Source organism: Raineyella sp. W15-4, assembly GCF_033170155.1.
Lineage (GTDB): Bacteria > Actinomycetota > Actinomycetes > Propionibacteriales > Propionibacteriaceae > Raineyella.
In genome coordinates, this window is sequence record NZ_CP137079.1 from 25,590 (window position 1) to 40,457 (window position 14,868).

Genomic DNA, 14,868 nt, shown 5'->3' on the forward strand with positions numbered 1-14,868 from the left:
CACATTCGCAGAGGTACACCACGGCTGGACAAGGGAGGCACCGACGGCGGCACTCCGGGGAGGAGTACCGCCGTCGGACCGAGATCGATGGACCCGCCAGCCGGATCAGTCGACCGGCGTGCCGGGCACTCCGCCGGGCAGCGGGGCGTCGTACGAGTGCACGGCCACCCCCGGCTTGCCGTCGTGGAGGATCTTGCCGGGGTTGAAGTGGTGACCCGGGTCGGCACCGTCCAGCAGCACCCGCTGCAGGTGCGTGCCGGCGGGGGAGATGTCCTCGGCCAGCCAGGGGGAGTGCTCGCTGCCCACCCCGTGGTGGTGGGAGACCGTCGCCCCGGTGTCCATGAAGTTCTGCTGGATGGCGCGCTTCACCAGGTCGTAGTTCCGGTACGTGCTGTCCGGGTCGGAGTCGGGGATGGCGAAGGTGAAGTACAGGCAGGCGCCGCTGTGGTAGGAGTGCGCGAAGTGGCACATCACGAAGCCCTGCGTCTGAGCCTTCTGGAACGCCTGGGTGACCGCCTCGATGGTGGTGTCGTAGAGGTTCTGCAGGTTCGACCACGGGGTGGTGGTCTCCGACACGTCGGCCGTCGCACCCCGGTCCAGCAGGAAGTCGCGGATGTAGGGCACCTGGAACTTCTTCGAGTCGTAGACCGCGCCCACCCCGGTGCCGACGACGATGCCGCCGTGCGCCTTGACGATCTCCTTGACGATGGCCTGGTTCTGCTTCACGTAGCGGCGCCCGCCCTCGAACCCGACGTACGACAGGCAGATCTGGTCGGTGTCCCAGCCGCGGCGCTTCAGGTAGCCGAACAGGCCGTTCATGACGATCTTCTGCACCCCCCGCTGCGCTTTCTGGGTGGCGAAGGAGAACTGCGTCTCCGGCGCGTCGGAGACCCGGGACACCGTGACGTGCGCGTCGGAGTCGTCGATCGCCTTCATCGCCCGCAGCCCGGAGCTGAAGTCCGGGAAGAAGTAGCCGACGATCTCACGCACCTCCGGCACCCGGTGGACGTTCACCCAGGCCTCGGTGATGATGCCCAGCCGACCCTCCGAGCCGAGGATCATCTCCCGCACGCTCGGGCCCGAAGACGTCGACGGCAGCGGCCGCAGCGCCAGCACCTCGCCCTGACGGACCGCACGCAGGCCCTTGACGATGTCGGCGATGTCGCCGTACTTGTCGGACTGCATGCCGGTCGAACGGGTGGCGATCCAGCCGCCGAGGGTGGAGTGGGTGAAGGAGTCGGGGAAGTGGCCCATCGTCCAGCCGCGCCGGCCGAGCTGCTCCTCGATCTGCGGGCCGAGCGCGCCGGCCTGGATCCGGGCCAGCCCGGACTCGTCGTCGATCTCCAGGACCTTCGTCATCCGGCCGAGGTCGACCGACACGACCGTACGCCGCTCGGTCGGCTCCGGCTCCAGGGCGCCGACGATGTTGGAACCGCCACCGAACGGGATCAGCACGGCATCGGCTTCGACACAGGTGTCGACGACCCGCTGCACCTGCGCCTCGTCGGCCGGGTAGACGACCACGTCGACGACCCGGCGCAGGTCGCCGCGGCGGATCCGGATCAGGTCGCGGACGCCCTTGCCGAAGGTGTGCACGATCCGGTCGAGGTCGTCCTCGAGGAGGAACCGCTCACCGACGATGCCGAGCAGCCGGTCGTGCAGGTCCGCCGCGATCACCGGCGCCGGCACGTCGAGGTCCTCGAACTTCGGCGGGGTGCCCGGTTCGGAGATGTCCAGACCGATCTGCTTCCTCACGAAGGGCGCGAAGTTCGGCTTCCCCTCGGGGCTGAAGCCGATCCCCTCGACACCCCATCCCCACCACTTCTGGTGCTTGACGCCGGTCATTGGTTGTCCTTCCGCTCACGGTCACGCGTGGCCGGGCGGTCCGCCCCTGCGTGCTTGCTGTCATGCCCTGCGGTCCGCTCGTGCTCGACGGTCCGCTCGTCCTCGGCGGCCTGTCCGACCGCCTTCTGCTGTTCGGTCTCGACCGCTTTCTGCTGCTTCAGCCGTTCGGCCTCGGCGGCATAGTCCGCCATGGTGGGGAACCCGGTGGCGAGCGCCATCGAGTCGTGCATCCGGAGCACCTGGTCGTGCATCCGGTCGGCGAACTTGCGCGCCGTCTCGCCCTTCTCGGCCCACATCGGCCGGCCGAGCACGATGTGCACGTCGGGTCGTCCCGATTTGGGTAGTGCCGAGTCGGTCGGCATCGCCAGGTGGGCGCCGACCAAGGCGATCGGGATCGCCGGCACGTTGCGGGAGATGCACAGGGCGGCCGGGCCGGGCTTGAAGGCGGCCATCGCCCCGCTCCGGGAGCGGGTGCCCTCGGGGAAGAGCAGGATCGGTACGCCCTCGGTGAGCAGGTTGCCGGACAGGCCCCGGTGCTTGGACCGGCTGCCGCCGCGTTCGACCGGGAAGGCGTTCATGAACACCACCGGGGCGAAGGCCTTGGTGGGGCTGGTGAAGAAGTAGTCGGCGGCGGCGCCGGTGGCGAGGTAGCGGGTCAGCCGGGGCGGCAGCGCGCTCATCACCAGCGGGCCGTCCAGGTGACTGGAATGGTTGGCCACCGCGATGTAGGGGCCGGACATCCCGGCCAGGTTGCGCTTGCCGTGCACATGGACGTTCAGCAGGCTCCAGAACAGCGGTTTCATGAAGCCCCGCTGCGCGAGGAAACGGGCCATCGCCCAGCTGGCCGAGGTATAGCGGCGATGTCCGGTGCTCACTGCATCACCTTAAGACCCGCATCCGTGGTCGCCGACCACCGGCCGGTGGCGGGCACCTCAGCGGACATCGGAGCCCTTGGCCCGGGAGCTGACCAGCTTGCCCGAGAGCCACCGGATGGCGCCCCGCGGGGCGATCCGGGCCAGCCCGACGGCGACCTTCCACTGCGGCGTCGGCACGCAGATCACCCGGCCCTTCCGGACCGCGTCCAGGGCCTCGCGGACCGCTGCGTCGGCGTCGATCCAGACGATGGACGGCAGCTTGGAGGAGTCGATCTCCGCCCGCTGGTGGAACTCGGTGTGCACCCAGCCCGGGCAGAACGCGGTGACGTGGACCCGGCTGCCGTGCAGCTGGGTGGCCAGCGCCTCGGTGTAGATCAGCACCCAGGCCTTGACCGCGGAGTAGTTGCCGGTGGTGATGAACGCGGCGGACGAGGAGGTGTTGACGATCCCCCCGCCGCCGCGCCGGAGCATGGACCGGGCGGCTGCCCCGCCGAGCAGGTAGACCGCCCGGATCATCACGTCGAACGCCCGCTCGTCGCTCTCGGTGTCGGAGGTGAGCAGGTCGGCGTGCAGCCCGAAGCCGGCGTTGTTGATGAAGGTGGTGATCGGGTCGACGGAGGACTCCAGCCGGGCGACGACGCTGTTCACCTGGGTCCGATCCGCCAGGTCCGCCTGCAGCACCTCCACCCGCACCCCGTACGTGGCGCGCAGCCGGGCCGCCTCCTCCTCCAGCCGGACGTGGTCCCTCGCGACCAGCACCAGGTCGTCACCCCGCTCGGCGAGCACCCGCGCGTACGCGGCCCCGATGCCCGAGGTCCCCCCGGTGATCAGCGCAGTTCCCATGGTCGGCAGCCTATCGGGGTCAGAGGTGGTCACGCAGCCACGCGATGTCCGCCCGGCGCTCGTCGATGCCGCCGGGTGTCTCCAGGATCGCCGGGACGCCGGCGTCGCGGACCAGCGCGACCAGTTCGCCGGCGTCGATCAGGCCCTCGCCGAGGTTGGCGTGCCGGTCCGCACCGGAGCCGGCCTCGCCGCGGGAGTCGTTGAGGTGCACCAAGTCGATCCGGCCGGTGATGGCGCGGACGTCCTCGACCACGGTGGTCAGGTCCAGCCCGGCGGCGAAGGCGTGGCAGGTGTCGAGGCAGAACCCGACCTGCTCGGCGCCGTCCGCGGCTGCGATCGCCGTCCACAGCTCGGCCAGGGAGTCCAGCTGGCGGGCCATCGCGTGGGAGCCGCCGGCGGTGTTCTCGATCAGCAGCGGCACCGCGATCTCGGCCCCCTCGACGGCCTTGTACCAGTTCTCGAAGCCCTGTCCCGGCTCGTCGTCGGCGGTGACGTGGCCGCCGTGGACGATCACTCCGGCGGCACCGATCTCCGCGGCGGCGTGCAGGGTCTGGTTGAGCAGCTTGCGCGACGGGATCCGGATCCGGTTGTTGGTGGAGGCGACGTTGATGACGTACGGCGCGTGGACGTACGCGGTGATGCCGGTCTCGCCGAGCGCCTCACGGAACGCGAGGGGCCCGCCCTCGAAATCCAGCACCGGCTTTTTCCAGCCCTGGGGGTCGCCGATGAAGATCTGGACCGCGTGGATCCCGACGGCTCGCGCCTCGTCCAGGGACGTGGCGGCGTCGACATGGGCGCCGACCGACACGGGGAGTTCAGCCATGGTGCGACCCTAGCCCGGCCCGAGGCCGGGAGTTCAGCGGACGCCGTGGGACGGGACGAGCACAATGGGCGCCATGATGCTCTCCGGAACCCCGTACGTCGCCGCCGAGGACCGCTATGACCCCGATCGGCCGGGCGCCATGGTCTACCGGCGGGTCGGGAAGTGGGGGCTGAAGCTGCCCGTGCTGTCCCTCGGTCTGTGGCACAACTTCGGTGATCTGCACCTGCTCGGTCACCAGCGGGAGATCCTGCACCGGGCGTTCGACGCCGGCATCACCCACTTCGACCTGGCCAACAACTACGGCCCGCCGTACGGTGCCGCGGAGATCAACTTCGGCCAGTTCCTGCGCACCGACCTCAGGCCCTACCGCGACGAACTGGTCATCTCCACCAAGGCCGGCTGGGACATGTGGCCCGGCCCGTACGGTCAGGGTGGCGGCTCCCGCAAGTACGTGCTGGCCTCGCTCGATCAGTCGCTGGAGCGGCTGGGGCTGGACTACGTGGACATCTTCTACAGCCACCGGTACGACCCGGAGACCCCGATCGAGGAGACCATGATGGCCCTCGACCAAGCGGTCCGCTCCGGCCGGGCACTCTACGTCGGGATCTCCTCCTACTCCCCGGAGAAGACCGCGGAGGCCGCCCGGATCGCCGCCGACCTCGGCACCCCGCTGCTGATCCACCAGCCGTCGTACAACCTGTTCAACCGGTGGATCGAGGGCGGCCTGTTGGACGAACTGGAGCGCCAGGGGATGGGCTGCATCGCCTTCACCGCGCTCGGCCAGGGGCTGCTGACCGACCGCTACCTGCACGGCATCCCAGCGGACTCCCGGGCCGCACTGCACTCCTCGTTCGACACCCACTGGCTCAACGAGCGGACCCTCGACCGGGTCCGCGGCCTGAACGAGATCGCCCGCGACCGCGGCCAGAGCCTGGCCCAGATGGCGCTGGCCTGGGTGCTCCGCGATCCGCGGATGTCCTCCACCCTGATCGGCGCCTCCAGCGTCGGCCAGCTCGAGGACAACCTCGGCGCACTGGCCCACCTCGACTTCACCGCGGAGGAGCTGACCGCGATCGACGCGTACGCCGTCGACTCCGGGATCAACCTCTGGGCCGAACAGACCGCGGAGTGATCCCGGTGCCACACTCGATCCCCGACCTGCTGCTCGCCGCCGTCGCCGCGTATCCGACCCGGACCGCCACCCGGGCCTGGGTGGACGACGCCTGGGTGACGATGACCCACACCGAACTGGCCGCCGCGGTGGAGGCCACCGCCTCTCGGCTGGTGGCCGACGGGATCGCGGTCGGGGACCGGGTGGCGATCTTCGCCCCGAACTCCCCGATGTGGACGATCGTCGACCTCGCCGTCCAGTCGGTCGGGGCGGTCGTGGTGCCGATCTACCAGACCTCCACCGCCGGGCAGGCCCGGGCGATCCTCGCCGGGTCCGGCGCCCGCTGGGTGTTCTGCGGATCTTTCCTGGAGACCGACCGGATCGCCGAGGTCCGCGACGGCCTGCCCGATCTCGACCGGGTGGTGGTGATGGACGACGAGGACCTGGCCGAGGCACCCGTCCCGGAGGCGTACGCCGAGGTCCACCGGCGCCGGGCGGCGGTCCGGCCCGAGGACCTGGCGACGATCATCTACACCTCCGGCACCACCGGCACCCCCAAGGGGGTGATGCTCACCCACGGGGCGTTCCTGGCCGAGATCGCCGTGGTCCAGGGCACCTTCCGGCTCGTCCCCGAGGACAGCAGCTTGTGTTTCCTGCCGCTGGCGCACGCGCTGGAGCGGGCCTGGACGTTCTGCGTGCTGGCCGCCGGGGCATCCAACACCTATGTCACCGACACCCGGACCCTGCCGGTGATGATGCCCCGGGCCCGCACCTCGCTGATGGTGATGGTGCCGATGGTCTACGAGCGGGTGCTGAGCACCGTACGTGACCAGGCGTCCTCGCCGCTGAAGCGCCGGATCCTCGACTGGTCCGTCGCCACCGGCCTGGCCGCCCAGCGGGCCGGACGCGACGGACTGCGGGCCGACCCGCTGCTGCGCGGCCGGCTCGCCCTGGCCGACCGGCTGGTGCTGGCCAAGGTGCGCCACGCCCTCGGCGGGCAGAAGAAGCTGATGGTCGCCGGCGGCGCGCCGCTGCGTCAGGAGGTCGAGGAGTTCTTCTGGGCCTGCGGGATGTTGATCACCACCGGCTACGGGATGACCGAGGCGGCCCCGCTGATGTCGTACAACGCGCCCGGGCAGGTGCGCTTCGGGTCGGTCGGCCGGCCGATGCCCGGCTCGCAGGTGCGGATCGTGCCAGTGCCCGGCGTCGCGCACGGTGACCTGGCGGCGGGTGACGGCGAGATCCAGTACCGGGGGCCGAACGTGATGGCCGGCTACTGGAACGACCCGGCGGCCACCGCCGAGGCCTTCGACGACGGCTGGCTGCGGACCGGTGACATCGGCCACTTCGACGTGGACGGCTATCTGGTCATCACCGACCGGCTGAAGGACCTGATCGTGACCCGGCAGGGCAAGAACATCGCCCCCGGACCGATCGAGGAGGAACTGGGCGCCGACCCGTTCATCGCCCACGCCGTGCTGGTCGGGGATGACCGGCCGTGCGTGACGGTGCTGATCTCTCCCGACGTCGGCGAGCTGGAGGCGTGGGCGGAGGCGCACGCCGTCGCGTACGAGTCGCTGGAGGACCTGGTGGCGCACCCCGACGTGCTCGCCGAGCTGCGTCGGCGGGTGGAGAAGGTATCCGCCCGGTTGCCGCACCAGGAGAAGATCCGCGACCTGCGGGTGATCTTCGACGAGTTCACCATGGAGAACGGGCTGCTCACCCCGACCCTGAAGGTGCGCCGGCGGGCGGTGGAGAAGCGTTTCGCGGCGGTGGTCGACGAGATGTACGAGCGGATCGCCGCCGCCCGGCAGGCGGCCAAGGAGGCCGCCGAGCACGCCCGGGAGGCCGCGGACCATGCTCGGGAGGTCGCCGACCAAGCGCTGCACCGGCGGAACGGGGACCATTGACACCGGTTCCCGGACTGTTGCCGAGGGTCGCCGGCCACTGTGCCGTCGCACCGGTATCGAGGGCGTCCGTCGCCGACACCGGTGCGAGGCGTTCCGGGGACTACTGGCCGGGGACTACTGGGGAGAACCGGCCGGGGCCGCCGGAGCTGCCCCGGCGCCCTTCGGGTTCGGGCCGTACTGGTTGTCGCCGGGCTGGGAGTCCTGGATGTAGAACAAGAAGATCAGGATCAGGGTGCCGATGAACGGGATCAGGTTGAGCAGGATCCACCAGCCCGACCGGTTCACGTCGTGGAGCCGGCGGAAGACCACGGCCAGACCGGGCAGCAGGACGGCCAGGTTGACCAACCCGGTGATCGGGGTGGCGGTGCTGTTGCGGAAGAGGATGTTGTCGAGGATGCCGGCGACGATGCCGATCAGCACGACGAACAGCACCCAGTACCAGAACTCGGACCGGGTGGCCCGGCCGGTGAAGTCGACGTACTTGCGGAAACAGATCTGAATCGCTTCGGAGAAGCCCATGGTTGCTCCTGTCGGTGAGGGACCGGTGTGAGCCCGGTCTCATTCACCACGGTACGGCGCGGGGAGGTCGAGCGGCAGGGTCTCGGTCGGTGGATCTGGCCTGGCCTGGCCGGGAGGGGAATTTCGCCGCGGCCGGCGCGGACCCACGAACGGCACGACGGCCCGGGCTGAGCGCACCGGGCCGTCGTGTGTTGCGATGTCGGGAAGATCAGGCCTCCGGGGTGGCGACGGACTGGTCGTTGCCACCGGCGGCCGGGACGACAGGCTGCGGGCCGAAGCGGTTGTCACCCTGCTGGGACGGCTTGATCAGGTAGGCGAAGATCAGGATGAGGGCGCCGACCAGCGGGATCAGGCCGAGCAGCAGCCACCAGCCGGACTTGTCGATGTCGTGCAGACGGCGAACCGCGACGCCGAGACCCGGCAGCAGCAGGGCGAGGGACACGATCCACGAGATCGGGCCGGAGCCGTTGAAACCGATCAGGTTGTCGATCCCGGCGGTGATGATGTCGACGATCACGACGGCGAGGACGAAGTACCAGTACTCGGTACGGCTGGCGCGGCCGTTGAATTCGGCGTACTTGAAGAAGGTGGACTTGATCGAATCGAGGAAGGCCATGTGATGTGCTCCTGAGGTCCGGGCCGGCGGGGGGTGGCCGGCCTCGGGAGGAAGGTAGGGCAGCAGGGGGTCAAGTCCGGGTTCCACGGGGGGATTGGTGTCGTCCCCGGCCGGCCGCTAGAATCACCCCTTGGTCCCCACTCCCCATGAGCAGGGACCGGCACACGCCCTCCTGCCATGGGACAGACCCATGGCCGCAGAGACCACAGGAGGTGGGACACGCGTATGCGCAAGTACGAGATCATGGTCCTCATCGATCCGGACACCGATGACCGCCAGGTCGCCCCGATGCTGGACAAGCACCTGGAGACGATCACCAACGAAGGCGGCACCGTCGACAACATCGACCTCTGGGGCAAGCGGAAGCTCGCCTACGACATCAACAAGAAGTCCGAGGCGTTCTACGCGGTCATCAACCTGACCGCCGAGCCGGCCTCCATCCAGGAGATGGACCGACTGATGACCATCAACGAGCAGATCATCCGGACCAAGGTGCTCCGCCCCGACCTGCACGCCTGATCGTCCTCCCGACCCGGCCCGACCCGACCGCTGGGACCACCGATTGTCAGTGGCCCGTGGCAAGGTGGGAGCATCGGTCCGACGTGTCAGATCCGTCTGACGCAGGACGTCTGCGTCGGGTCACCGGACACCCACAATCTCGACTGGAGATCCCTCATGGCTGGCGAAACCGTCATCACCGTCGTCGGTAACCTCACCGCCGACCCCGAGCTGCGCTTCCTCCCCTCCGGGGCGGCCGTCGCGAACTTCACCGTGGCCTCGACGCCGCGGACGTTCGACCGGCAGTCCGGCGAGTGGAAGGACGGCGACGCACTGTTCCTCAACTGCGCCGTGTGGCGTCAGGCGGCCGAGAATGTCGCCGAGTCGCTGCGCAAGGGCATGCGGGTGCTGGTGCAGGGCCGGCTGCGGCAGCGCAGTTACGAGACCCAGCAGGGCGAGCGCCGTACCGTCTTCGAGCTCGAGGTCGACGAGGTCGGCCCGTCGCTGCGCTACGCCACCGCCGCCGTCACCCGCTCCTCGGGTGGTCAGGGCGGTCAAGGTGGTCAGGGCAGCGGCTTCGGTGGTGGCCAGGGTGGCTACGGCTCCCAGGGCGGTGGCCAGTCCGCCGGCGGTCGCAGCAACCAGGGTGGCTACGGCAACCAGCGCGGTGGCCAGTCCGGCCAGGGATCGTACGGCGGCGGGGACAACCGCGAGCAGCTGGCCGACCCGTGGGGCCAGCCGCAGAGCGACGAGCCCCCGTTCTGATCCCCCGTCCTCCGGTCGAGGACACAGTCCTCCGGTCGAGGACACAGCACACATCCCAAGGCACATTCCGGCTCACGCCGGGCTCTGAAAGGAGAGCACCACAATGGCCGTACGCAAGCCCATCAGCAAGAAGAAGGCTGCGCCGATCAAGAAGACCCGGATCGGCAAGGTGGACTACAAGGACACCGCGCTGCTGCGCAAGTTCATCTCCGAGCGCGGCAAGATCCGGGCCCGCCGGGTGACCGGCCTGTCGGTCCAGGACCAGCGCAAGGTCGCCATCGCCATCAAGAACGCTCGCGAGGTGGCCCTGCTGCCGTACACCTCCAGCACGCGCTGATCAGGAGAAGGAGAACCATCATGAAGCTCATCCTGACCAACGCCGTGGCCAATCTCGGCATCGCCGGGGACGTCGTCGAGGTGAAGGACGGCTACGCCCGCAACTACCTGATCCCGCAGGGACTCGGGATCAAGTGGACCCGCGGCGCCGAGTCGCAGATCGCCGGCATCAAGCGCAACCGGGACGCCCGTCAGGTGCGTGACCGCGCCCACGCCGACGAGCTGCGCACCCAGATCGAGGCCCTCAAGGTCCAGGTCGTCGTCCGCGCCTCCGAGGAGGGCAAGCTCTTCGGTGCCGTCACCTCGGCGGACATCGCCAAGGCCGTCAAGGCCGCCGGTGGCCCGACCATCGACAAGCGTGGGGTGAAGATCGAGAAGCCGATCAAGACCGTCGGTGAGCACAACGTGGGCCTGAAGATCCACGAGGCCGTCACCGCCTACTTCCCGGTGGTCGTCGTCGCCTCCTGAGCGCCGCGCAGCTGAGTGGTTCGACGCAGGTGATGTGTCGACCGTACGAAGGGGCCGATCCTACGGGGTCGGCCCCTTCGGTGTGCCCGGCTCTTTCGTGTGCCCGGAAAGTTCGGTGCTCGGGCCACCGTACGGCGTACTCATGCCACAGATGATGCTCGGTCGGCGGTGAGCGCTCTCCCATGCATGATGTATGGATACCAATGCATACTGGTGTCATGGGAGTGCTGATCCAGATCCGTGATGTCGAGCCCGAGATCCGTAATCGGCTCAAGGCGAAGGCTGCCCTGCGTGGCGAGTCGCTCAACACCTACCTGGCCCGACTGTTGGCGCGGGACGCCGCCCAGCCGTCCCGTGAGGAGGTCGTCGCTCGATTGGCTGCTCGGCCCGACGGGTTCACCGGCTCATCGACGGACCTGGTCCGGGAGGCGCGGGACCGCGGATCCGCGACCGATGTCGTCCATCCGCCGATCCCCGTGGAGACAGATCCGGCGACCAGGACGAAGGTGGCCGACCGACGTGGCTGATCCGGGCGTCATGCCTGGCGATGGCCCGGTGGGTATCGTGCTCGACTGCTCGGTCGTGGTCGACCTGCTCGGCTCGACGGAGGCTCCGGAGCTGCTGTCGCGCCTACCCGTGGATGCGGTCTGGCATGCCCCGGTGCTGCTGGCGACGGAGGTCGTTTCGGCCGCCCGGGGGCTCATGCTCGGCGGGCGGGTCAGCAGTGACCGTGCCTGTGCGATGGTCGCGGCGTTCGACGATCTCGGGATCACTCTCTGGTCACCTGATCGGGCCCAGTCCCTGCATGCCCTCGATCTGGCGGAGAACCTGACCGCCTACGACGCCGCCTACGTCGTTCTGGCCGAGGGCCTGGACCTGCCGCTGGTGACCCGGGACCGGCGGTTGGCCGCGGCCGTCGGTGGCCGGGTGCAGGTCCTGTCGGTCTGATTTCTCACTTCGCCGGAGACAGGTCACCCGGCCTCCAGTGATCCGAGCAGCAAGTTTCCGTGTGAGGCTCGGCGCTGCCCCGCCTCGCCGAACCCGACTACCGTCCGACGACCATCCAGGCGGTCCCGCGGGCCCGGAGCCACAGCGTCACCGCGCGGGCGGCGATCCACACGCCGTACGCGGCCCACAGCCAGGCCAGCCCGGCGTCCATCGCCCGCACCACCAGCGCGAGTGGGGTGTAGATCACCGTGACCAGCAGCCCGGCCAGCGAGAGGTAGCGGGCGTCGCCGGCGCCGATCAGTACGCCGTCGAGCACGAATGTCACCCCGCCGACGGGGACGATGCAGGCGAGGACCACCAGGGTCACCATCAGGACGGCGTGCACCCGGGGGTCGGGGGTGAACAGGCCGCCCAGCACCGGCCGGGCCAGCACCAGCAGCAGCCCGACGACGATGCCGAAGCCGACTCCCCAGACGAGCACCCGCCGGGTGATCCGCCGAGTGCCGGCGACGTCGCCGGCGCCGAGTCGCAGTCCGATCAGCGCCTGGGCGGCGATGGCGAACGCGTCCAGGGCGTACGCCATCGTCTGCCACAGGCTGTAGGCGACCTGGTGACCGGCCAGCGCGACCTCCCCCATCCCCGAGGCGGTGAACGTGGTGACCGTGATGGCGGCCTGCAGGGTGGCGGCCCGCAGCACCAGCCAGCCGCCGGAGCGGGCGGCAGCCAGCACGCCACCGAATGCCGGCCGGAACCTGACCCCGTGACGTGCCGCGCCGCGCAGCACGGTGGCGCCGAGCACCGTCGCCCCCGCCCACTGGGACAGTGCCGTGCCGAGGGCGGCGCCGGCGATCCCCATCCCGACGCCGTAGACCAGGGTGAGGTTGAGGGCGATGTTGGCCAGGTTCACGCCCACCGCGACGTAGAGCGGTGTCCGGGTGTCCTGCAGCCCGCGCAGTACCCCGGTCGAGGCCAGGCTGACCAGCTGGGCGGGCAGCCCCAGCGCCACGATGCGCAGGTACGTGGCGGCGTAGCCGGTGGCCTCCGGGCTGGAGCCGTAGAGACCGAGGATGCTGGGCGCGCCGACCACCAGGCCGAGGAAGAGGGCCAGCCCGATCAGCAGGCCCAGCACCATGCCGTCCATCCCCCCGGACAGGGCGCCGCGCCGGTCCCCGGCGCCCAGCCGACGCGCGACGGTGGCCGTGGTGCCGTACGCCAGGAAGATCGACAGCCCGACGAGGACGCCCACCACGTTCGAGGCGAGGGTAAGGCCGGCCAGCTGGGCAGTGCCGAGGTGCCCGACGATCGTGGTGTCGACCAGGATCAGCAGCGGTTCGGCGACCAGGGTGGCGAACGCCGGCACGGCCAGGGCAAGGATCTCGCGGTTGAGGGTGCGGACGTTCCTACTCGGCCGTGTGTTCCGGGCTGCCGCGTTCACCACGTCAGCATAGGGTCCACCTGGTCGGGGACCGAGCAGGTCCGTACGCTAGCCTTGCCGTCCGCAGCCGCTTGACCCTGAGAGAGACCTATGGACATCACCGGGGACCTCACCGCCCTCTTCGAGACGTACGCGACCCTGCTCACCGAGGGTGACCTCGACCACCTGGCGCGGCTCTACGTCTACCCGGCGATGGTGATCGCCCCACACGCCCGGCTGGTCGTGCAGGACCACGACCAGACCCGGCGCTACTTCGCCGGCGCCGTGAAGGGCTACGCCGAGAAGGGGATCGTCCGCTCGCACCCGACGGTCACCTGGTGCGACCAGCCCGGCCGGGGCGTCGCCGTCGCGTACGTCACCCTCCGCAACGTCGACGCCGCGGGCCGCGAGGTCAACCAGGAGCACTACTGCTACCAGTTGGTCCAGCTCGACGGCTGGTGGAAGATCAGCACGATCACCCCGCTGCTGGGCTGAGCCGCGTCCGGCGGTGACCCCGCCGATCACCGCGGCGTGGTCACCGCAAGGCGATCACCGCAGCGTGATCACCAGACCGCGGCGATCGCCGTCGCCACGTGGTCGATATTGCCCGGGTTGAGCGCTGCCACGCAGATCCGGCCCTTGTCGGTGCCGTACACGTGGAACTCCTCGCGCAGCCGGACCATCTGGTCCTTCGACAGCCCGGAGTAGGAGAACATCCCCACCTGGTCGGTGATGAACGAGACGTCGTCGGTGACCCCCGCGGCCTGCAGTCCGGCGACCAGCGCGGCGCGCATCTCCTTGATCCGGTCGCGCATCTCGGCCAGCTCGACCTCCCACCGGGCGCGCAGCTCCGGGTCGCCCAGCACGGTGGCGACGATCTTCGCGCCGTGGGTGGGCGGGTTGGAGTAGAGCGTACGGACCACCGGCTTCAGCTGGGACAGCACCCGCTTCGCCTCGTCCGCGTCACCACAGACCACCGAGAGGGCGCCGTCGCGCTCCCCGTACAGCGAGAAGCTCTTCGAGAACGAGGTGGAGCAGACGAACGACAGGCCGGCGGCGGCGAACCGCCGCACCACCTGGGCATCCTCCTCCAGACCCTGCGAGAAGCCCTGGTAGGCCATGTCGAGGAACGGGATCAGGCCGCCCTCGGCGACCACCTCGATCACGGTGCCCCACTGGTCCGCGTCGAGGTCGTAGCCGGTCGGGTTGTGGCAGCAGGCGTGCAGCACCACGATCGACCCCGGCGCGGCGGCCCGCAGGTCCTCGACCATCCCGGGGAAGTCGATGCTGCGGCTGGCGGCGTCGTAGTAGCGGTAGCTCTCCACCGGGTAGCCGGCCGCGGTGAACAGCGCGCGGTGGTTCTCCCAGGACGGGTCGGAGATCAGCACGGTCGCGCCGGCGGCAACTTTCTTGAGGAACTCCGCGCCCACCCGCAGCGCGCCGGTCCCGCCGAGGGACTGGACGGTCGCCGTACGTTCGATCACCGGGCTGCCGACGCCGAGGACGAGCTCCTTGACATAGCGGTTGTACGCCGCCAGGCCGTCGATCGGCAGATAGGGGATCGGCTGGGGATCCGCGGCGATCCGCCGGCGGGCCTCGGCGACGCAGCCCAGCAACGGCAGCTTGCCGACAGCGTTCTGGTAGGCGCCGACGCCGAGATTGGCCTTGTCCGGGTCGGTGTCCGCCTTGAACTTCTCGGTCAGGCCGAGGATCGGGTCGGCGGGAGCTGTTTCGACGGCGGAGAACAAGGACATGAAGGCCCCTTCGCTGGGTTGGGATGCGGCGCCACCCGGGCGACGCGCAGTCCAGCCTAGTGGGCGGGCAGGGCCTTGGGGAGGGCGTCGTCACGGGGTGGGCACTGTCGACGGGTCGGGCATCGGTGGTCGGAGGCCGGCCG

General features: G+C 69.9%; 17 protein-coding genes. 9 read left to right on the forward strand and 8 right to left on the reverse strand.

The window, feature by feature from the left end; all coding sequences use genetic code 11:
* Window positions 1–105 precede the first annotated feature (105 nt).
* The 4 genes from R0145_RS00110 to R0145_RS00125 are packed head-to-tail and all read right to left on the reverse strand — an operon-like array spanning window position 106 to window position 4,386.
* Entirely contained in the window at window positions 106–1,845 is a 1,740-nt protein-coding gene (locus tag R0145_RS00110; RefSeq protein ID WP_317838403.1) for an FAD-binding oxidoreductase, read from the reverse strand.
* Entirely contained in the window at window positions 1,842–2,720 is an 879-nt protein-coding gene (locus R0145_RS00115) for a lysophospholipid acyltransferase family protein (protein ID WP_411742065.1), read from the reverse strand. Before R0145_RS00115 ends, R0145_RS00110 begins: the two co-directional genes overlap by 4 nt.
* 57 nt (window positions 2,721–2,777) lie before the next feature.
* Window positions 2,778–3,563, reverse strand: a complete 786-nt coding sequence (locus R0145_RS00120; RefSeq protein ID WP_317838404.1) for an SDR family oxidoreductase — start codon at window positions 3,561–3,563, stop codon at window positions 2,778–2,780.
* Between the two features lie 19 nt (window positions 3,564–3,582).
* Window positions 3,583–4,386, reverse strand: coding sequence for a deoxyribonuclease IV (locus R0145_RS00125; RefSeq protein WP_317838405.1), 804 nt, complete (start codon window positions 4,384–4,386; stop codon window positions 3,583–3,585).
* A 73-nt stretch (window positions 4,387–4,459) separates the two neighbouring features.
* Between R0145_RS00125 and mgrA the strand changes: the two genes are divergently transcribed.
* Together mgrA and R0145_RS00135 are read left to right on the forward strand one after the other, a co-directional pair.
* Window positions 4,460–5,518: an L-glyceraldehyde 3-phosphate reductase gene (gene mgrA / locus R0145_RS00130; protein WP_317838406.1), complete on the forward strand. Its 1,059-nt coding sequence runs from the start codon at window positions 4,460–4,462 to the stop codon at window positions 5,516–5,518.
* Between the two features lie 5 nt (window positions 5,519–5,523).
* Complete coding sequence (locus R0145_RS00135) at window positions 5,524–7,407, forward strand: long-chain fatty acid--CoA ligase (protein WP_317838407.1); 1,884 nt, start codon at window positions 5,524–5,526, stop codon at window positions 7,405–7,407.
* Between the two features lie 114 nt (window positions 7,408–7,521).
* On the opposite strand, the gene R0145_RS00140 is transcribed toward R0145_RS00135, so the two are convergent.
* Entirely contained in the window at window positions 7,522–7,926 is a 405-nt protein-coding gene (locus R0145_RS00140; RefSeq protein WP_317838408.1) for a DUF805 domain-containing protein, read from the reverse strand.
* Between the two features lie 208 nt (window positions 7,927–8,134).
* Entirely contained in the window at window positions 8,135–8,542 is a 408-nt protein-coding gene (locus tag R0145_RS00145; protein WP_317838409.1) for a DUF805 domain-containing protein, read from the reverse strand.
* 225 nt (window positions 8,543–8,767) lie between these two features.
* On the opposite strand from R0145_RS00145, the gene rpsF reads away from it, so the two are divergent.
* The 6 genes from rpsF to R0145_RS00175 all read left to right on the forward strand — a co-directional run bounded on the left by rpsF (window position 8,768) and on the right by R0145_RS00175 (window position 11,557).
* Window positions 8,768–9,061 carry a 30S ribosomal protein S6 gene (gene rpsF, locus R0145_RS00150; protein ID WP_317838410.1) on the forward strand — a complete coding sequence of 98 codons (294 nt, stop codon included), beginning with the start codon at window positions 8,768–8,770 and terminating at the stop codon, window positions 9,059–9,061.
* Between the two features lie 156 nt (window positions 9,062–9,217).
* On the forward strand, window positions 9,218–9,805 hold the full coding sequence (locus R0145_RS00155; RefSeq protein WP_317838411.1) for a single-stranded DNA-binding protein: 588 nt from the start codon (window positions 9,218–9,220) through the stop codon (window positions 9,803–9,805).
* 103 nt (window positions 9,806–9,908) lie between these two features.
* Window positions 9,909–10,142: a 30S ribosomal protein S18 gene (rpsR, locus tag R0145_RS00160; RefSeq protein ID WP_317838412.1), complete on the forward strand. Its 234-nt coding sequence runs from the start codon at window positions 9,909–9,911 to the stop codon at window positions 10,140–10,142.
* A 20-nt stretch (window positions 10,143–10,162) separates the two neighbouring features.
* Window positions 10,163–10,609, forward strand: a complete 447-nt coding sequence (rplI, locus tag R0145_RS00165; protein WP_317838413.1) for a 50S ribosomal protein L9 — start codon at window positions 10,163–10,165, stop codon at window positions 10,607–10,609.
* A 218-nt stretch (window positions 10,610–10,827) separates the two neighbouring features.
* Complete coding sequence (locus tag R0145_RS00170) at window positions 10,828–11,136, forward strand: hypothetical protein (protein ID WP_317838414.1); 309 nt, start codon at window positions 10,828–10,830, stop codon at window positions 11,134–11,136.
* Complete coding sequence (locus tag R0145_RS00175; protein ID WP_317838415.1) at window positions 11,129–11,557, forward strand: type II toxin-antitoxin system VapC family toxin; 429 nt, start codon at window positions 11,129–11,131, stop codon at window positions 11,555–11,557. Before R0145_RS00170 ends, R0145_RS00175 begins: the two co-directional genes overlap by 8 nt.
* 97 nt (window positions 11,558–11,654) lie before the next feature.
* On the opposite strand, the gene R0145_RS00180 is transcribed toward R0145_RS00175, so the two are convergent.
* Window positions 11,655–12,992, reverse strand: a complete 1,338-nt coding sequence (locus R0145_RS00180; protein WP_317838416.1) for an MATE family efflux transporter — start codon at window positions 12,990–12,992, stop codon at window positions 11,655–11,657.
* Between the two features lie 90 nt (window positions 12,993–13,082).
* Between R0145_RS00180 and R0145_RS00185 the strand changes: the two genes are divergently transcribed.
* Window positions 13,083–13,466, forward strand: coding sequence for a nuclear transport factor 2 family protein (locus R0145_RS00185; RefSeq protein ID WP_317838417.1), 384 nt, complete (start codon window positions 13,083–13,085; stop codon window positions 13,464–13,466).
* A gap of 68 nt (window positions 13,467–13,534) precedes the next feature.
* Here R0145_RS00185 and R0145_RS00190 read toward each other — a convergent pair whose 3' ends face one another.
* On the reverse strand, window positions 13,535–14,725 hold the full coding sequence (locus tag R0145_RS00190; RefSeq protein WP_317838418.1) for an amino acid aminotransferase: 1,191 nt from the start codon (window positions 14,723–14,725) through the stop codon (window positions 13,535–13,537).
* Window positions 14,726–14,868: the final 143 nt, after the last annotated feature.